The organism is Roseomonas sp. 18066 (assembly GCF_902706185.1).
Lineage (GTDB): Bacteria > Pseudomonadota > Alphaproteobacteria > Acetobacterales > Acetobacteraceae > Pseudoroseomonas.
In genome coordinates this window covers 1-17,965 of record NZ_CACSJM010000006.1, presented here as the reverse complement: position 1 = coordinate 17,965, position 17,965 = coordinate 1, and the positions used below count along the sequence as shown (strand labels likewise).

The window sequence follows — 17,965 nt, the reverse complement described above, 5'->3', positions numbered from 1 at the left end:
TTCGTCACCGCTGCCGCGACGAGGGGCCGGGCCGCAAGGACCGGCCCCTTTCGCGTTCCAGTGCCGGCATCGCGGCGAGCAGTTCCTCAACCGCGATGCGCAGCCCGAGCAGCGCCCGCCGCGCGGCCCCGCGCCCGCCCGGCGGCAGGGTGACGGCGGCGGCGCAGAGCGCGGCCACCTCCCGCTCCAGCCCGGTCATGTCGACCTGCCGCCCGGCCAGGGCCAGCGCCTGGGCCAGGGTCAGGGTGCTGCGAAGGGTTTCGGCGGCGGCCTCGACGGCCTGCAGGGCGGCATGCGGCATCCTTCTTCCATGCCGCCGCGCTGGTTAAGGATCCGCCACGCTTAACCGCTTTCTCATCCGCCCCCGCCATGCTGCGCGCCCGACAGACCAGGAGGCGCGGCATGGAGATGGACGAGGCGCTGCGGCGCGGCGCCGCGCGGCTGGACCGGCAGTCGGGCCGGCTGCTGTCCCGCGCCCGGGCGCTGGCGGGGCCGGGGCAACGCGTCGTGGCGGCCGCCGGGCAGGGCGACGCCGGCACCCCCGCGCCGGCCGATCTCGCGGCCAGCCGGGCCGCGCTCGGCGCCAGCCATGTCCTGCTGAGCGAAGCCATCGCCCTGCTGGCGCCACCGCGCTGACGGATCCCCCTTGCGGCCTCACGCTTCCGTGATGTTACGATGGCGCATCATGCGCTTGCTCGACCGATGGACCGGCGACCGGGGGAGGCGAAAGGCACCGCGCGGCGCGCTGGCGGCGCTGTTCGCCGGCCTGCCCGAGGCCGCGCTCTGGCTCGATCCCGGCTGGCAGGTGCGCGACGCCAATGCCGCGCTGCGCCTGGCGCTGGGCCCGGCGCTGCCGGTGCGCCCCGGCATGGCCGCCGACCGGCTGTTCGACGGCGATTCGCAGGCCGCCTTCGCCGCCTGGCAGGCCGGCGGCCCGGCCCCGGCCGAGCTCTGCCTGGCCGCGCCGGAGGGGGCGAAGAAGACGCCGGTGGCGCCGCACCGCATCGCGCTGCCCGGCGGCGACGGCGTGCTGCTGCTGCAGCAGGATGTGGCGCAGCGCCAGGCCCTGGCCGCCCGCCTGGCCGAGGCCGACCGGCTGCAGGCGCTGGGCACCCTGGCCGGCGGCATCGCGCATGACTTCAACAACCTGCTGACCGTGGTGCTGGGCGCGACCGACGATGCGCTGCGGCTGGCCGGGCCGCAGGCCGACCCGGCGCTGGCCGCCGAGCTCGCCCAGGTGCAGGCCGCCGCCCGCCGCGGCGCCGCCCTGGTGCAGCAGATGCTGGCCTATGCCCGGCAGCAGGTGCTGGCGCCGCGGCTGGTCTCGCTGAACGGCGCGGTGGAAGGCATGGCCTCGCTGCTGCGCCCGCTGCTCGGCCGCGGCATCAGCCTGGAGCTGGAGCTCGACCAGCCCGGCCGTCCCGTGCTGATCGACCCTTCCGAGCTCGACCGCGTGCTGATGAACCTGGCGATGAACGCCCGCCAGGCCATGCCGCAGGGCGGGCGGCTGACCTTGCGCACCCGCCGCGCCCTGCTGCTGCAGCCCGAGCCGGCCGAGCCGGAGGAAATCCCGCCCGGCCGCTGGACCGTGCTGGAGGTCGAGGACACCGGCACCGGGATCCCGCCCGGGCTGCTGCCGCGGATCTTCGAGCCGTTCTTCACCGGGCGGGCGCAGCAGGGCGGCACCGGCCTCGGCCTGGCCACCGTGCACGGCATCCTGCGCCAGTCCGGCGGCTTCATCACCGTGCGCAGCCGGGCCGGGCAGGGCACCTGCTTCCGTATCCTGCTGCCGCGGGTGGAGGAGGCGGCGCGCCGCCCGCCCGCCATCGCCGCGTCGCCGGCAGTGGCGTCCGAATCGGCGGCGCCGGGCCTGCTGCTGCTGGTCGAGGACGAGGCGCCGCTGCGCCGCCTGGCCGAGCGCGCCCTGCGCCGCGCCGGCTGGGTGGTGGAGGTGGCCGAGGATGCCGAGGCCGCCCTGGCGCTGATCGACTCGAAGGCGCTGGCGCCGGCGCTGCTGGTCTCCGACGTGATCATGCCCGGGATGGACGGCGCGGCGCTGGCCCGGCTGCTGCGGCCGCGCTTTCCGGCCATGGCGGTGCTGCTGGTCAGCGGCTATGCCCCCTCGATGGTTGAGGAAGGGCTGGCCGGCGCCGGCGCGCCGCATTTCCTGGCCAAGCCCTATGCTCCGGCCGAGCTGGTGGCCCGGGCGCGCGCCATCCTGCAGGGCGCGGTCGCGCCGGCCGGGGGTTAAACGCCTCTTGCGGAAGCTGCCGAAAGCGAACATATAGCGAACGAAGATTTATGGCGGGCTTCGTCGCTTTCGCTTGAGGCGCGCAAATCCTTCCATAATAGTAACGGAATAGTGATCCCGCTTTTTCGAGGCACCCGTGCCGTCGTCCCCAGGGGCTTGGCACCGGCCATCGGGAAAGCGAGATTCGCAGCGACCATGGCGCGTGGCGCGGATGCCACGTAAAGCGGCGCCGGTGACAAAGAAAGCCTGACGGCGAAGGGGTTCCGAGACATGGATAAGAACAAGGCGCTCGACGCCGCGCTCAGCCAGATTGAACGGGCCTTCGGCAAGGGCTCGATCATGCGCATGGGCGCGAAGCAGCAGTCGGACGGGGTCGAGGTGATCCCCTCCGGCTCGCTCGGCCTCGACCTGGCGCTGGGCATCGGCGGCCTGCCCAAGGGCCGTATCATCGAGGTCTATGGTCCCGAGAGCTCGGGCAAGACCACGCTGGCGCTGCATGCCATCGCCGAGGCGCAGAAGCGCGGCGGCACCTGCGCCTTCATCGATGCCGAGCATGCGCTGGACCCCGGCTATGCCCGCAAGCTGGGCGTCGATGTCGACAGCCTGCTGATCAGCCAGCCCGATGCCGGCGAGCAGGCGCTGGAGATCTGCGACACCCTGGTGCGCTCCGGCGCGGTGGACGTGCTGGTGATCGATTCGGTCGCCGCCCTGGTGCCGCGCGCCGAGCTCGAGGGCGAGATGGGCGACAGCCATGTCGGCCTGCATGCCCGGCTGATGAGCCAGGCGCTGCGCAAGCTGACCGGCTCGGTCTCGCGCTCCAACACGCTGCTGATCTTCCTGAACCAGATCCGCCTGAAGATCGGCGTGATGTTCGGCAATCCGGAGACCACGACCGGCGGCAACGCGCTGAAGTTCTACGCCTCGATCCGCCTCGAGATCCGCCGCATCGGCCAGATCAAGGACCGCGAGGAGGTCACCGGCAACCAGACCCGCGTGAAGGTGGTGAAGAACAAGATGGCCCCGCCGTTCCGGCAGGTCGAGTTCGACATCATGTATGGCGAGGGCGTCTCCAAGGTGGGCGAGCTGCTCGACCTCGGCGTCAAGGCCGGCGTGGTCGAGAAGTCGGGCGCCTGGTTCAGCTGCGACAGCCAGCGCATCGGCCAGGGCCGCGAGAACGCCAAGCAGTATCTGCGCGACAATCCTGCGGTGGCCGACAGCATTGAGCAGCGCGTCCGCGCCCAGGCCGGGCTGATCGCCAACACCATGCTGGTCGGCGAGAACGACACCGACGAGGCCGCTGCCGCCGAGTGATTTTTCCCGGGCCGCCATTGTCGGGCACGACGGTGGCGGTCCGGCAGCGCGACAGGTTTCAAAGGGGGCGCCGCAGGGCGCCCCCTCCGCGTTCTAGCGGCCGAAGAGGTTGCGCAGCAGGTCGGCCGGGTTGACCCGCGGCTCGCCGGCGGGGGCGCGGCGCTGCTCGGGCGGCACCGGGCCGTTGCGGCCGCCGCGCGCCACCGCCAGCTGCTGCGCGCAATCCGGCAGGCTGCCCGCCGGCCGCCCGGCCAGCTGCTGCGCCAGCTGGCCCAGCAGCCCGCCCTGGTTCTCCGCCTGCCGCGCCACCAGGTCGCCGACGATGCCGGCCGCCGCCTCGGGCACGCCGGCCGGATCCAGCCGGTAGCTCGGCGCCGCCAGGCTGCCGCCGACCTGCACCGGGGCGCTCAGCCCGAGCCCGCCCAGGCGGATCTGCGGCAGCAGCCGCAGCGCCAGACGCTCTTCCTTCAGGTTCACCTCGCCGCTGCCGACGACATCGGCCAGGTTGGTCTCCACCAGCATCGCCTGCGGCCGGGCGATGCCGTCCCGCAGGACCATGCGCAGCGCGAGGCAGCGCAGCGCGGTGGTGCCCTCGGTCGGCGCGTTGGGCAGCAGCAGCCGGCGCAGGTCGCCGGCCAGCGAGGCCAGCAGCCGGTTGTCGATCTGCCCATTGGCCATGGCCAGGCTGACATGGCCGGTCAGGCTGCCGGCGACGGCGCGCAGATCGGCGCCGCTGCCGGCGAGATCGGCCTCTGCCTCCAGCCTGCCGCTGCCCTGCGGCGGCAGGCCATAGCCCTGCAGCAGCGGCCGCAGGTCCAGCCCGGGGCCGTCATGGCGGAAGGCCAGGCTCAGCCGCGGCAGCTCGCCGCTGGCATCGGCGCCGAACCGCCCGCCGATCCGCCCGCCGGGCAGCGACAGGCCGAAGGGGTCGAGCGCCAGCTTGCCATTGGCCAGCTTCGCCGTGCCGCGCACGTCGCGATAGGGGACGCCGCCGGCCAGCAGCTCGGCGGCGTTGAGCTGCAGCTCGGCATCCAGCGCCCGCAAGGATTGCAGCGGCAGCGGCAGGGCAGGGATTACCCGACGGGCTTCCGGCGCCGGGGCCGCGGCGGGCGCGGCCGGGCGGGGTGGCAAAGCGGGCACGGCGGGAATGCCGGCCGGCGCCGGGACGGCCGGGGCCGCGACAGGCGCCGGCGCGTCGAGCAGCGCATCCAGGTCCAGCCGCTGTGCCGCCAGCCGGGCCGTCAGCAGCGGCCGCGGGCCGGACTGGCGCAGGCTGGCCTCGCCCTCCAGCACCGCCTGGCGCGACTGCAGCCGCAGCCCGTCGAGGCTGATCCGGTCCTCGGCCATGCCCAGCCGGGCGGCCAGCCGGGCCTCGGTCAGCCGCGGGCCGGGCAGGGCGAAGGCCTGCAGCAACGGGGCGGTGTCGGCGGCGCTGGCGTTCAGCTCGCCGCTGGCGCCGCGCCAGCCGGCGCCCTGCAGCCGGCCATCCAGCACCGCCTCGATCCCCTGGCCGCGCAGGACCAGGCGCAGCGGCCAGGCGACATCGGCCAGCAGCACCGGCAGGCCGGGCAGGCTGGCCTCGGCCTGCAGCGCCAGCCCGCGCAGGGTCAGCGCCGCGGCGAGATTGGCCGGCTGGCCGGCGCCGGCGATGGTCAGGCTGCTGGCGCCGAGGTTGAGCCCCGGTATCCAGGCCGAGAGATCGGCGCTGGCCACCCTGGCATTCATCCGGTTGACCTGCGGCGCGGCGCCGGGGCCGGGGTCGGAGAGCTCGGCGGTGACGTCCAGCCCGGTCAGCGGCGGCAGCACGCCGGCGCCGAGGAAGGGCGCCAGCCGCTCGGCGCGGTCGGCTGTCGCATTGACCGAGAAATGCCAGCCGCCGAGCGATTCCGGCAGCCGCGCGGCGCCTTCGGCCACCAGCTGGATGCCGGGGGCGGCCATGGCCAGGCGCAGCGGCCATTGCTCGGGTGCGGCGCTGGCGCCGAGCAGCCGCGGCAGCGGGCCGCTCTGCCCCTCCAGCATCAGGGCAACGCCGCGCAGGCCGAGCCGGCCCCCGAAGGTGATCGGCCCGGCCGGCTCCGGCGCCTGCAGGACGAAGCGGCGGATCTCCAGCGTCTCGGCGCGGTTCTGCCGGGCGTCGCGCCAGGTGAAGCGGCCGCCCTCGATCTCGATGGTGGCGACCGAGAGCGCCAGCGGCTCGGTGGTGCCGGGGGCAGGGGAGGTGGCAGGGCCCGGGCTCGGCGCGCGCGGTGGGCCGAAGCGCCAGTTGCCCTGACCCGCGGCATCCAGCTCCAGCAGCAGGTCGGGCTGCACCAGGGTCAGCCGCTCGAAGGCCAGCTTGCGCGACAGCAGCGGCAGCAGCGCGAGCTCCGCCTCGACCCGGCGCGCCGTCAGCATGTCCGCGCGGCTGCCGCCCGGCGCATTGGCCAGCGCCACCCCCTCCAGCGTCACCGTGGGCACCAGCGACAGCTTGATGCCGATCGGCCCCGACAGGGTCAGGCTGCGCCCGGTCGCCTGCTCGACCGCGGCGATGACGCGCGGCCGCAGCACCTCGTCGCGCAGCAACAGGCTGAGCCCGCCCCAGGCCAGCGCCGGCACCGCGACGACGACAGCGAGCGTGATGAGCGCAGCGCGGCCGCGCCGGCGGCGGGGCGGGGCCATGCGGTCAGCCCCGGCGCTTCGGCGCGGTGTTGCGCGGCTTGTCGAAGCCCAGCGTGGCGAAGCTTTCCAGCATGTGCGGCGGCAGCGGCGCGGTCACCTCCAGGGTGCCGCCCTCGGGATGCGGGATGTTGATGGCGCGGGCATGCAGGTGCAGCGCATGCGACATCCCCTCCAGATGCGCGGCATGGCCGCCATACTTGCCGTCGCCCAGGATCGGGCATTCCAGCGCCGAGGCGCAATGGACGCGCAGCTGGTGGGTACGGCCGGTATGCGGCTTCAGCTCCAGCCAGGTGGCGTGGCGGCGGGCCACGTCGACCGTGCTGAACTCGGTGATGGCATGCACGCCGTCGCGGCCCTCGGCGGGGACCACGCGCTCGCCCTGCGGGCCGCCGCCCTGCTTGACCAGCCGCATGTCGATGCGGCCGCCTTCGAATTGCGGCTGGCCGACGACGATCGCCCAGTAGGTCTTCTCGGCATCGCGGCCGCGGAAGGCGGCGGCGAGCTTGCTGGCGGAGCCTGCGTCGCGCGCCAGCAGGATGACGCCGGAGGTGTCGCGGTCCAGCCGGTGGACCAGCCGCGGTCGCTCCTCCTTCTCGAAGCACAGCGCGTCCAGCATGCCGTCCAGGTGCTTCTTGATGTTCGGCCCGCCCTGCACCGCCAGCCCGTGCGGCTTGTTCAGCGCGATGACGCTGTCGTCGCGGTACAGGATCATCTGCTCCAGCGCCCGGGCATCCTCGGGCGAGACGCCGCGGTCGCGCGGTGTCGCCTCCGGCGCCGGCCCCTCGGGCAGCGGCGGGATGCGGATCTCCTGGCCACGGGCCAGGCGGGTATTGGCCTCGGCGCGCTTGCCGTCGACGCGCACCTGGCCGGTGCGCAGCATCTTCTGCAGCGCGCCCTGGGTGAGCTGCGGGAAATGCCGGCGGAACCAGCGGTCCAGGCGGGAATCGGCGTCCGCGGCATGGACGGTGCGGTGCTGGATGGTCATGACAGTCTCTATTCGTGCGGGGCGGCTTGTAGCAGGGGGGCCGCCAGGGTCGGAAGTCGGGTCGGAAGCGGGGCCGTTCCGGGGCAGGGGCGCAGCCGGATCAGAACAGCCGCCGCCCCAGGGCATGGCACAGGGCGAAGGCGCCGAGGCCGAGCCCCAGCGTCGCCGCCAGGTAGCCCAGCGCCAAGCCGGGCGAGCGCTGCCATAGCACACCGGTATCGAGCGAGAAGGCCGAGAAGGTGGTGAAGCCGCCAAGAATGCCGGTGATGAGCAGCAGCCGGGCCTCGGGGGGCATGGGCAGGCCGGCCGCCATGGCGCCGCCGAGCAGGCCGATGATGGCGCTGCCGGTGACATTCACCGCCAACGTGCCCCAGGGCATGAAGCTGCCGAGCCAGGCGGTCGACCAGATGCCGACCGCATAGCGCAGGATCGAGCCGGCGGCGCCGCCAGCGCCCACCAGGAGCAGCGCGAGGGGCGAGAAGGCGGTCACCGCCGGCGCGTCCGGTCGGGTTCGCCGGCCTCGCCCTCGGCCCGCTCCTCGCGCAGCTTCGCCCAATGCTCGAGCCGCTCGAGGATGCGCGCTTCATGGCCGCGCCCGGCCGGCCGGTAGAACTGCACCCGCTCCATCCCGTCCGGGAAATAGTTCTGGCCGCTGAAGGCCTCCTCCGCCTCGTGGTCATAGGCATAGCCCTGGCCATAGCCGAGCTGCTTCATCAGCTTGGTGGGCGCGTTCAGGATATGCGCCGGCGGCGTCAGGCTGCCGGTCTCCTTGGCCGCGCGCCGCGCCGCGTTGTAGCCGGCATAGACGGCGTTGGACTTCGACGCGGTGCCCAGATGCACCACCAGCTGCGCCAGGGCCAGCTCCCCCTCCGGCGAGCCCAGCCGCTCATAGGTCTCCCAGGCGGCGATGGCGGCGGGCAGCGCGGTGGGATCGGCCAGGCCCACATCCTCGGCGGCGAAGCGGGTCAGGCGGCGGGCGATGTAGCGGGGGTCCTCGCCGCCTTCCAGCATGCGGCAGAACCAGTAGAGCGCGGCGTCGGGGTCGGAGCCGCGCAGCGACTTATGCAGGGCGGAGATGAGGTTGTAATGCTCCTCCCGGTCCTTGTCGTAGAGAGCGGCGCGCTTGGCCAGCAGGGTGGCGAGGCCTGCCGGGTCCAGCGCCGGGCTGCCCTCCGGCAGGGCCAGCAGCTGCTCGGCCATGTTCAGCAGGTAGCGGCCGTCGCCATCGGCCATGGCGCGCAGCACCCCCCGCGCCGCCTCGTCCAGCGGCATCTTTCTGTCGGTTTCCTGCTCCGAGCGGGAGAGGAGCAGCTCGAGGGCCTCGTCGTCCAGCCGGCGCAGCACCATCACCTGGCAGCGCGACAGGATGGCGCCGTTCAGCGCGAAGGAGGGGTTCTCCGTCGTGGCGCCGACCAGCGTCACCGTCCCATCCTCGACAACCGGCAGAAAGCCGTCCTGCTGGGCGCGGTTGAAGCGGTGGATCTCGTCGACGAAGAGCAGCGTGCCCTGGCCGGCGCGGCGCCGCGCCCGGGCCTCGTCGAAGGCGCGCTTCAGGTCGGCGACCCCCGAGAAGACCGCCGAGAGGGCGGCGAAGCGCAGCCCCGCCGCCTCGGCCAGCAGCCGGGCGATGGTGGTCTTGCCCACCCCGGGCGGGCCCCAGAGGATCAGCGAGGCCAGCGCGCCACGCTCCAGCATGCGGCTGATGCTGCCCTGGGGGCCGAGCAGATGCGCCTGGCCCACCACCTCCTCCAGCCGGGCCGGGCGCAGCCGGTCGGCCAGCGGGCGCGGGGTGTCGTCGGCCGGCAGGGCGTCGGTCGCGGGGTCGGCGCTGGCGGGGGCGCCGAACAGGTCGTCGGTCTGGGCTTTGCGCGGCATGGCGTCCTTATAACGCCGAAGCGACGAAAGGCTGCCAAGGGGCGGCGACTCGCGCCAAGGGGTGCCAGCCCTTCCCACCCTGGCCGGGCCGCGCTACGTCAGCGGCCACGGAATATCATGCCACGGCGACAGAGCGGACGATGACCAGCAGCAACGACATCCGGGCCACCTTCCTCGACTACTTCGCCCGCAATGGCCACACGGTGGTGGAATCCTCGCCGCTGGTGCCGCGCAACGACCCGACGCTGATGTTCACCAACAGCGGCATGGTCCAGTTCAAGAACGTCTTCACCGGGCAGGAGAAGCGGCCGTATTCGCGCGCCACCACCGCCCAGAAGTCGGTGCGCGCCGGCGGCAAGCACAACGACCTGGACAATGTCGGCTATACCGCCCGGCACCACACCTTCTTCGAGATGCTGGGCAATTTCTCCTTCGGTGACTACTTCAAGGACCAGGCGATCACCCATGCCTGGACCCTGCTGACCAAGGATTTTGCCCTCCCCAAGGACAAGCTGCTGGTCACCGTCTATTCCGAGGATGAGGACGCCGCCGCCCTCTGGCGGAAGATCGCCGGCCTGCCGGACAGCCGCATCATCCGCATCCCGACCTCCGACAATTTCTGGCGGATGGGCGATACCGGCCCCTGCGGCCCCTGCTCGGAAATCTTCTTCGACCATGGCGACAAGATCCCGGGCGGCCCGCCGGGCAGCCCGGATGAGGATGGCGACCGGTTCATCGAGATCTGGAACCTGGTCTTCATGCAGTTCCTCGAGGAGCCGGCCGGCACCCGCAACCCGCTGCCGCGCCCCTCAATCGACACCGGCATGGGGCTGGAGCGCTTCGCCGCCATCCTGCAGGGCAAGCATGACAACTACGACACCGACACCTTCCGCGCCCTGATCCTGGCCAGCGCCGAGGCGACCGGCCAGGCTGCCGAAGGCCCGTTCAAGATCAGCCACCGCGTGGTCGCCGACCACCTGCGCTCGGGCGCCTTCCTGATCGCCGACGGGGTCATGCCCTCCAACGAGGGCCGCGGCTACGTCCTGCGCCGGATCCTGCGCCGGGCCATGCGCCACGCCCATATGATGGGCGCCAAGGAGCCGTTGCTCTATCGCCTGCTGCCCGCGCTGGTGCGGCAGATGGGCGCCGCCTATCCGGAGCTGGTCCGCGCCGAGGCGCTGATCTCCGAGACGCTGAAGCTGGAGGAGAACCGCTTCCGCAGCCTGCTGGAGCGCGGCCTCGGCCTGCTGGCCGATGAAAGCCAGAAGCTGGGCGACAAGGGCACGCTGCCGGGCGACGTGGCCTTCCGCCTCTACGACACCTATGGCTTCCCGCTCGACCTGACCCAGGACGCGCTGCGCGGCGAGGGCAAGGCCGTCGACGTTGCCGGCTTCGAATCCGCCATGGCCGAGCAGAAGAAGCGCGCCCGCGCCGCCTGGGCCGGCTCCGGCGAGGCTGCCACCGAGACGCTGTGGTTCGACCTGAAGGACAAGCTCGGCGCCACCGAGTTCCTCGGCTACTCCACCGAGAGCGCCGAGGGCGAGATCCTCGCCGTCGTCTCCGGCGGCGCCGTGGTCGAGAAGGCGGGCCCCGGCGCCGAGGTCGCCATCCTGCTAAACCAGACGCCCTTCTACGCCGAGAGCGGCGGCCAGGTCGGCGACACCGGCACCATCACCGGCGCCGACGGGCTGCGCATCACCGTGCGCGACACCCAGAAGAAGCTCGGCCTCTTCGTCCATCTCGGCACCGTCGAGGCCGGCGAGGCCGCCGCCGGCAAGGCCGTGGTCGCCGAGCTCGACCACACCCGCCGCGGCGGCATCCGCGCGCATCACTCGGCCACCCACCTGCTGCACGAGGCGCTGCGCCGCCGGCTCGGCACCCATGTGGCGCAGAAGGGGTCGCTCAACGCCCCGGACCGGCTGCGCTTCGACGTGTCGCAGCCGACGCCGATGACGCCTGAGGACCTGGCCTGGACCGAGGCCGAGGTGAATGCCCGCATCCGCGAGAATGCCGAGGTGGTCACCCGGCTGATGACCCCGGAAGCCGCGGTCGAGGCCGGCGCCATGGCGCTGTTCGGCGAGAAGTATGGCGACGAGGTCCGCGTCGTCGGCATGGGCTTCGACCCCGAGGCCACCGCCAAGCACGGCGTCTATTCGCTGGAGCTCTGCGGCGGCACCCATGTCCGCCGCACCGGCGATATCGGCCTGTTCAAGATCGTCGGCGAAAGCGCCGTCTCCGCCGGCGTCCGCCGGGTCGAGGCGGTGACCGGCGCCGCCGCGCTGGCCCTGATCGAGAACGAACAGAAACTGCTGCGCGAGGCCGCCGCCGCGCTGAAGATCGCGCCGGCCGAGCTGCCCGCCCGCATCGCCGCCCTCGCCGAGGAGCGCCGCAAGCTGGAGCGTGACGTGGCCGAGCTGCGCAAGCAGCTGGCCACCGGCGCCGGCGCCGCGGCGGCCGAGACCGTGGGCAGTGTGACGCTGGCCGCCCGCAACCTGGGCGACACCCCGGCGCGCGACCTGAAGGGTCTGGCGGACGCCATCCTGAAGGCCGGCACCGCCGAGGTGGTGGCCCTCGTCTCCACCGCCGAGGGCAAGGCCAGCATCGTCGTTGGCGTCGCCGAGGCCGCCAAGGGCCGCGCCGATGCCGTGGCGCTGGTGCGCGTCGCCGCCGCCGCGGTCGGCGGCAAGGGCGGCGGCGGGCGTCCCGACATGGCCCAGGCCGGCGGCCCGGAGGCCGACAAGGCCGATGCTGCGCTGGACGCCATCCGCGCTGCCCTGGCGGGATGACCACCGCGCCTGCCGGACGCTGCCGCGCCCGTGACCTTGGCCTGCGTCCGGGGCAATTCGCCCCGGGCGCGCTGAACGCCATCACCGACGTGGCCGGCGTGCTGGTCGGCCAGGTGACGCGGATCGAGGGCGACTTCATCCGCACCGGCGTCACCGCCATCCGCCCGCATGGCGGCGACCTGTTCCGCGACCGCGTCCCGGCCGGGCTCGCCACCATCAACGGCTTCGGCAAGCTGGCCGGCGCCACCCAGCTGCAGGAGCTGGGCGAGCTCGAGACGCCGATCGTCCTGACCAACACCCAGGCCGTCGGCCGCGCCATCGAGGCGGTGGTGGACTGGGCCCTGGCCCAGCCGGGCCACGCGGATATCCGCTCGGTCAATGCCGTGGTCGGCGAGACCAATGACGGCAAGCTAAACGACATCCGCGCCCGCGGCATCTCGGGCGAGGATGTGCTGCGCGCGCTGGAGACGGCGAGCGCCGGCCCGGTCGAGGAAGGCAGCGTCGGCGCCGGCACCGGCACGGTGGCCTTCGGCTGGAAGGGCGGCATCGGCACATCGTCGCGCGTGCTGCCGGAGGCGCTGGGCGGCTTCACCCTGGGTGCCCTGGTGCAGAGCAACTATGGCGGCGCCCTGCTGATGGATGGCCATCCGGTCGGCCGTGCGCTCGGAAAATTCTACCTGAAGGAGCATGCCGACAAGGGCGATGCCGACGGCTCGGTCATGGTGGTCATCGCCACCGACGCGCCGCTGTCGGACCGCAACCTGCAGCGCCTCGCGCTGCGCGCCATGGCCGGGCTGGCCCGCACCGGCGCGGCCTTCTCGGACGGGTCGGGCGACTATGCCATCGCCTTCTCCACCCATCCCCGGGTGCGGCGCCCGGCGCCGGACAACCTTGTGGCCGACTGGCCGAACGAGCGGATGTCGCCGCTTTTCGTGGCGGCGATCGAGGCGGTGGAGGAGGCGGTGCTGAATTCCCTGCTCTGCGCCACCACGGTGGAAAGCCGCGACCCCGCCACCGGGCGGAAGCGCCGCGTGCAGGCCATCGATCTCGAGGCGGTGCGCAGCCTGCTGGCCCGCACCGCCTGAGCGAAGCCGGCGGGGACGATGCCCCCGCCGATGCGGTCCTGCTACGCGAAGATGTAGTCGCGGGCGCCGAGGCTGGTGACGCCCTCGAGGGTGACCTGGGTCACCGAGCCATCCTGCGCCTGGATCGAGACGACATTGCCCGAATTCCAGACCCGCGCATTGCTGCCGAAGCCTTCCAGCAGCAGGGTGTCGGCGGCGCCGCCCCAGGCATGCGGGTGGAAGTCGGTGATGACGTCGCCGCCCTGGCCCTTGCCGATGACGAAGGTGTCCGCCCCGCCGGCGCCGGTCAGCCGGTCGGCGCCGCCGCCGCCATTGAGGCGGTTGGGCGCGTCATTGCCGATGATGGTGTTGTTGAGGCTGTTGCCCGTGCCGGTGCTCCAGCCGGTGCCGAAGAAGGTCAGGTTCTCGACATTGTCGGGCAGCGTGTAGTTCTTCACCCAGGTGACCACGGTGTCGATGCCGCCATTCGGCGCCTCGGTGATGCGCGTGCTCTCCGAGTTGACGTAATAGGTGTCGTTCCGGCCGGTCTGGGCGACCGGGGTCGGGTTGGCCGGGGTCGGCGCCGGCGTGGCGGGCGCCGGGGTCGTCGGTGCCGGGGTGCTGGGCTGGTTGGTGCCGCCGTTGCCCGCATTGTTCGAGGCGTCGCGGAAGGCGTCGCGATAGGCCTGCGAAGCGGTCGGGATGTGCCAGTCGGTCAGCTTGCCGACGCCATCGCTGCTGGCGTTCCAGTAGGACTGGTAGACCACGTCGTGGCTTTCGAACCAGGCATCCAGGTTCTTGATGAAGGACGCCTCGTTGCTGTCGACGCCCCATTCGGAATAGGCGGTGGGCTTGTTGTGGATATCCGCCTGCCGCTCGAACCATTCCAGGCCATGCGGCGCGGTGCGCATCTGGTTCCAGGCGACCTGGGCGTTGGACCCCTGCTGGCTGACGTTCCAGTAGATGTCCATGCCCATCACGTCGACATAGGCATCGCCCGGATAGGCGCGCATCGGATCGGGGCCGTCCCAGGTGTGGTTGATGTTCCACTCGAACTTGAAGCGGCTCGACACGTCGCGGAAGCTGTCGACGAATTGCCGGAAGGCGCCGATGAAGGCGTCCTCATGCCCGATCGAGGTCCAGGGGAAGTTCGGGAGATTGTTCTCCCAGCCCGTGCGGACATAGATCGGGTCATTATCGCCCTGGCGGCCCGCCAGCAGCGATTGCGCGACGCTTCGGTACTGGTTGTTGAAGGCGCCGGTCGCCGCCTGCTCCAGGGTCGGCCTGCCGTCCCAGACGAGCAGCGGCACGGACCAGAGCACCGGGTGTCCGATGCCCTTCCACAGGTCATTCGCGGCCCAATTGGCGCTCTGCGTGAAGTCCCACCAATTGGCGCCGCCGACGACGCCGTGGACCGCGTCCACCGGTCGGCCTAGGAATGATTCGAATTCGCGGATCGCTGAGGGACTGTTGGCCCCATAGACTCCCAGAATGGTCAAAACACGATACCCCCGCTGCTGCCGCAGCCCCCAGCGCGCGCGCACCCGAAGGTGCCCCCGGCGCGCCTTGCTACGGAGATTGGATGCAAACACTGCGCAGGATAAAATCGCGCAGCTTGCGTTCGCATCCTGCTCAGTAAAATACAAAGATCAACGCTGGAAGAATCTGGGAGTATATGTTAGCGCGATCTCGAAATATTTGCCTAAAAAATGAGCCACTCAAGAAATATGGATAAATTTACGCCTCATGAAAAAACTGCGCCAATTAATCGATTGTGGTGTTACTTGATTCTATTCCGAAACAGATTGGCGATGCTGCGCAGCTTGCGATTTTGTTTCATGAAAAATGCGCAAGGCGTCCATCAGACCCTTTTGATCCGGCATTGAGCGCGTCAGGCTGGTCGGGAAGGTGAATGGCGAGCTCTCGCGCCCGCCTCGGGACGGCCGGGCGCCGTCGGGTCGCGCGGTCCCCCGCACCCTGCGCAACCACCTCGCCGGCGCCGGGCTCGTCGGCGGACCGGCTGGCTGAAAGGGCGCGCAAGGAAGCCACGCAGGCCACCCGGCCTGCCGGTCGCGGCGGCTGATCAGCGGATCTGGTGGTAGTCCCGGTACCAGCCGACGAAGCGCCGCAGCCCTTCTTCCAGCGGCGTGCGTGGCGCGAAGCCGATGGCGGCGCGCAGGGCGGAGACGTCCGCCCAGGTGCGCTCGACGTCGCCCGGCTGCATCGGCAGTTCCTCGCGGATGGCGCGGCGGCCGGTCTCGGCCTCCAGCACGCGGATCACCTCGTTCACCGTCACCGGCGCGTCATTGCCGATGTTGAACAGGCGGTGCGGCACGTCAGGGGTGATGCGGCCGGGCTCATCGGCGGCGACCGGGGGCAGGGGGGTCAGCCGCGCCAGCGCCTCGACGATCTCGTCGACATAGGTGAAGTCGCGCTGCAGCGCCCCGCCATGGAAGATCGGGATCGGCTCGCCGGCCAGCAGCGCCCGGGTGAACTTCCAATAGGCCATGTCCGGCCGGCCGAAGGGGCCATAGACGGTGAAGAAGCGCAGCCCGGTCAGCGGCAGGCCGTAGAGATGCGCATAGGTCTGCGCCATCAGCTCATTGGCCCGCTTGGTCGCGGCATAGAGCGAGATCGGCAGTTCCACCGCATCCCGCTCGGAAAATGGCACCTTGGTATTGCCGCCATAGACCGAGGAGGAGGAGGCATAGACCAGGTGCCGCACGGGATGCGCCCGCGCCGCCTCCAGCACCTCCAGGAAGCCGTCGATATTGGCCGAGGTATAGGCGCGCGGGTGGTCGATCGAGTAGCGGACCCCGGCCTGCGCCGCGAGATGCACCATATGATGCGGCCGCTCGGCGCCGCAAAGCGCGGTCAGGGCGCCGGCGGCCGACAGGTCCATGCGGTAGAAGCGAAAGCCCGGCTTGTCCTTGAGCAGCGCCAGCCGCGCCTGCTTCAGCGTCGGATCGTAGTAGTCATTCAGGTTGTCGACGCCGATCACCGTGGCACCCTCGGCCAGCAGGCGCTGGCTCAGCGCCGCGCCCACGAAGCCGGCGGCGCCGGTCACCAGCACGCGGCATCCCGCGAGATCCGTGTCCACAGAAAAACCCTTTACTGAGCGGCCGGCAGGAAGCTCTGCAGCTCAAGGAAGGCGAGCCGCGCCGCGTGGTCGTCCAGACGACATAGCATGAAGCCGCGCAGGCCAAGACCGATGCGGCACTCGGCCTGGCCGGCGACTCCCTCGGCCGCGACGCCGGCACCGCTGTCGAAATCGAGCTCCAGCGGCGCGAGCTCCGGCAGCGCCGGCAGGTCGAGCATGAAGGTGCGGTCCGCGCCCGGCACCAGCGGCAGCTCGACCAGGCTCAGCACGGTGCCGGCGGCGGCGCAGCGCAGGCTGACGCTGCAATCCTCGAAGGGCGGCCGCAGCTCCAGGTAGAGGCGCAGCGGCGCGCCGAGCGCGGTCTCCGGCAGGGACAGGCGCAGGCTGGCGCTGCCCTCGCGGCTCCAGACGCCCCATTCCTCCAGCCGGTGCCAGCCGGCGCCCTCGCGCGCCGCATCGGCGAGCGCGGCCGACAGGTCGGGCTGGTTCCGCATCGCGCGGCGGGTGACGTAATGCTGGCCGAGGCGCAGCTGCGCCCGCTCCTCCAGCGGATACTCGCCCTGCTCGGCCATGCGGGCGACGGCGGTCAGCACCTGGTCCTTCACCGCGCTCCAGCTGCGCGGCCGGCCCTTGTCGCGGACGATGGCTTCCTGCGCCTGGCGGAAGGGCAGGTCGAAGATCACCCGCTCCAGCACCTGCTGCAGGTCGGGCAGGCTCTGCGGCGTGAAGTACAGCGCCGCCTCGCCGCCGGCCTCGGTCAGCGCCGAATGCCGCGGGGTGACGACGACCTTGCCATGCGCCAGCGCCTCGGTGATCGGCAGGCCCCAGCCTTCGTAATGGCTGTTGTAGACGGTGAAGGCGCAGCGGGCGTAGAGCGCGTCCAGCTCCTGGTCGGAGACATGCGGCAGCAGCACGATATGGCGCTGCAGCTCCGGCGCGTTGCGCAGCAGGGTCAGCGCCGCCTCGGCATGCCAGCCTGGCTTGCCGACGCAGATCAGCCGCGGCACCCGCGCCGCGCCATGCTGGCGCAGCAGCTGCAGCCAGGCGCTGAACACCAGAAGGTGGTTCTTGCGGCTTTCGATGGTGGCGACGAACAGCGCGAAGCTCTCGCCGTGGCGGAGGACGCGCAGCGCCTCCAGGCTGCCGGCCTCGGCCGGGGCGGCCAGCTCGCGCGGATCGGCGTCCAGCCGCACCACCTCGCCGGGCAGCTCCATGCCCGGCAGGATGGCCGCCAGCTGCTGGCGCACGTCGCGCAGCGTGTTCTCCGAATTGGCCAGGATGCCATGGGCATGCAGCCCCATGGCGCCGAACCAGCGGGCATAGTCCTGCACCATGGTGGCGCGGCAATGCTCGGGCACGATCAGCGGCACGCAGTCATGCAGGAAGGGGATGTAGCGCAGGCCATAGCGGCGCTGCATGTCCTGCAGCGCCCGGAAATACTCGGCCAGGCCCCAGGAATTGCCGAGATTGACCAGCACCGCGCCGGCCGGGAAGGCGATCGGTGCCGCGCCGGCGACCTGGCCCCGCAGCGCGTCGCGCGCCGCCAGCCAGCCCGGCTCCTGCGCATCCGACCCGGTCGCGGCCAGGGCGCAGAGCGCGGTGAAGCCCGCCGCATCGACCGGCCGCCAGCATAGCGCCGCCGGGTCGTAGCAGGCGAGGGCGAGCTGCGTGCCGGCCGGCGCCGCCTCGGCCATGGCGCGGCGGACGATGCCCATCTGCACGCGCTGGATGCCGGTCGGCGTGCGGGCGCCGTCGAAATAGACCAGCACGTCCGAGACATCGAGCATCAGCTTCAGCACGCCGTCATGCAGGATGCTGGGCGGCTGCCGGTGGCGCTGGGCTGGCCTTGCCGGGGCGTCGTCGAGGAAGCTGAGCGGGGCCGGCGCGGCCGGCGCTGGGGGCGGCGGAGGCGGCGCGACGCTGACCGGCGGCGGC

At 72.0% G+C, this 17,965-nt stretch carries 13 protein-coding genes; 5 read left to right on the top strand and 8 right to left on the bottom strand.

The features are described 5' to 3' along the window. Nucleotides 1-4: 4 nt before the first annotated feature. Nucleotides 5-301: a hypothetical protein gene (locus GVN67_RS02215; protein WP_159992637.1), complete on the bottom strand. Its 297-nt coding sequence runs from the start codon at nucleotides 299-301 to the stop codon at nucleotides 5-7. A gap of 101 nt (nucleotides 302-402) precedes the next feature. Between GVN67_RS02215 and GVN67_RS02210 the strand changes: the two genes are divergently transcribed. From GVN67_RS02210 to recA, 3 genes are all read left to right on the top strand, one after another. Next, the gene (locus GVN67_RS02210) at nucleotides 403-636 is read left to right on the top strand and encodes a hypothetical protein (protein WP_159992636.1); all 234 of its coding nucleotides are present in this window, start codon (nucleotides 403-405) and stop codon (nucleotides 634-636) included. Nucleotides 637-685: 49 nt separating this feature from the next. Further along, nucleotides 686-2,251 (top strand): ATP-binding protein, encoded by a 1,566-nt coding sequence (locus tag GVN67_RS02205; RefSeq protein ID WP_235034904.1) that lies wholly within the window; start codon nucleotides 686-688, stop codon nucleotides 2,249-2,251. 270 nt (nucleotides 2,252-2,521) lie between these two features. Next, on the top strand, nucleotides 2,522-3,562 hold the full coding sequence (gene recA / locus GVN67_RS02200; protein WP_159992634.1) for a recombinase RecA: 1,041 nt from the start codon (nucleotides 2,522-2,524) through the stop codon (nucleotides 3,560-3,562). Between the two features lie 93 nt (nucleotides 3,563-3,655). Here recA and GVN67_RS02195 read toward each other — a convergent pair whose 3' ends face one another. The 4 genes from GVN67_RS02195 to GVN67_RS02180 form a co-directional block, all read right to left on the bottom strand. Next, a complete protein-coding gene (locus GVN67_RS02195) occupies nucleotides 3,656-6,220 on the bottom strand; it encodes an AsmA family protein (RefSeq protein WP_159992633.1) in 2,565 nt (854 codons plus the stop codon). A gap of 4 nt (nucleotides 6,221-6,224) precedes the next feature. Further along, a complete protein-coding gene (locus GVN67_RS02190) occupies nucleotides 6,225-7,205 on the bottom strand; it encodes an RluA family pseudouridine synthase (RefSeq protein WP_159992632.1) in 981 nt (326 codons plus the stop codon). Between the two features lie 100 nt (nucleotides 7,206-7,305). After that, on the bottom strand, nucleotides 7,306-7,695 hold the full coding sequence (locus GVN67_RS02185) for a CrcB family protein (protein WP_159992631.1): 390 nt from the start codon (nucleotides 7,693-7,695) through the stop codon (nucleotides 7,306-7,308). Beyond that, entirely contained in the window at nucleotides 7,692-9,080 is a 1,389-nt protein-coding gene (locus GVN67_RS02180) for a replication-associated recombination protein A (RefSeq protein ID WP_159992630.1), read from the bottom strand. Before GVN67_RS02180 ends, GVN67_RS02185 begins: the two co-directional genes overlap by 4 nt. A gap of 140 nt (nucleotides 9,081-9,220) precedes the next feature. Here GVN67_RS02180 and alaS point away from each other — a divergent pair, with 140 nt between their 5' ends. Both alaS and GVN67_RS02170 read left to right on the top strand, forming a co-directional pair. Then, complete coding sequence (gene alaS / locus GVN67_RS02175; protein ID WP_159992629.1) at nucleotides 9,221-11,866, top strand: alanine--tRNA ligase; 2,646 nt, start codon at nucleotides 9,221-9,223, stop codon at nucleotides 11,864-11,866. Further along, on the top strand, nucleotides 11,863-12,951 hold the full coding sequence (locus GVN67_RS02170) for a P1 family peptidase (RefSeq protein WP_159992628.1): 1,089 nt from the start codon (nucleotides 11,863-11,865) through the stop codon (nucleotides 12,949-12,951). Before alaS ends, GVN67_RS02170 begins: the two co-directional genes overlap by 4 nt. A 41-nt stretch (nucleotides 12,952-12,992) precedes the next feature. Here the strand turns inward: GVN67_RS02170 and GVN67_RS02165 are convergent, their stop codons facing one another. The 3 genes from GVN67_RS02165 to GVN67_RS02155 form a co-directional block, all read right to left on the bottom strand. After that, entirely contained in the window at nucleotides 12,993-14,354 is a 1,362-nt protein-coding gene (locus GVN67_RS02165; protein ID WP_159992627.1) for a glycosyl hydrolase, read from the bottom strand. Nucleotides 14,355-15,013: 659 nt separating this feature from the next. Continuing rightward, on the bottom strand, nucleotides 15,014-16,030 hold the full coding sequence (locus GVN67_RS02160) for an NAD-dependent epimerase/dehydratase family protein (protein ID WP_159992626.1): 1,017 nt from the start codon (nucleotides 16,028-16,030) through the stop codon (nucleotides 15,014-15,016). A gap of 11 nt (nucleotides 16,031-16,041) precedes the next feature. Further along, nucleotides 16,042-17,965 (bottom strand): glycosyltransferase family 1 protein (locus GVN67_RS02155; RefSeq protein ID WP_159992625.1); only part of this gene is annotated, 1,924 nt, incomplete at its 5' end.

What these genes read in the sequence shown, in the direction of transcription:
- GVN67_RS02215 (WP_159992637.1), bottom strand. Translation starts at nt 301, where the DNA reads ATGCCGCATGCCGCCCTGCAGGCCGTCGAGGCCGCCGCCGAAACCCTT.
- GVN67_RS02210 (WP_159992636.1), top strand. Translation starts at nt 403, where the DNA reads ATGGAGATGGACGAGGCGCTGCGGCGCGGCGCCGCGCGGCTGGACCGG.
- GVN67_RS02205 (WP_235034904.1), top strand. Translation starts at nt 686, where the DNA reads ATGCGCTTGCTCGACCGATGGACCGGCGACCGGGGGAGGCGAAAGGCA.
- recA (WP_159992634.1), top strand. Translation starts at nt 2,522, where the DNA reads ATGGATAAGAACAAGGCGCTCGACGCCGCGCTCAGCCAGATTGAACGG.
- GVN67_RS02195 (WP_159992633.1), bottom strand. Translation starts at nt 6,220, where the DNA reads ATGGCCCCGCCCCGCCGCCGGCGCGGCCGCGCTGCGCTCATCACGCTC.
- GVN67_RS02190 (WP_159992632.1), bottom strand. Translation starts at nt 7,205, where the DNA reads ATGACCATCCAGCACCGCACCGTCCATGCCGCGGACGCCGATTCCCGC.
- GVN67_RS02180 (WP_159992630.1), bottom strand. Translation starts at nt 9,080, where the DNA reads ATGCCGCGCAAAGCCCAGACCGACGACCTGTTCGGCGCCCCCGCCAGC.
- alaS (WP_159992629.1), top strand. Translation starts at nt 9,221, where the DNA reads ATGACCAGCAGCAACGACATCCGGGCCACCTTCCTCGACTACTTCGCC.
- GVN67_RS02170 (WP_159992628.1), top strand. Translation starts at nt 11,863, where the DNA reads ATGACCACCGCGCCTGCCGGACGCTGCCGCGCCCGTGACCTTGGCCTG.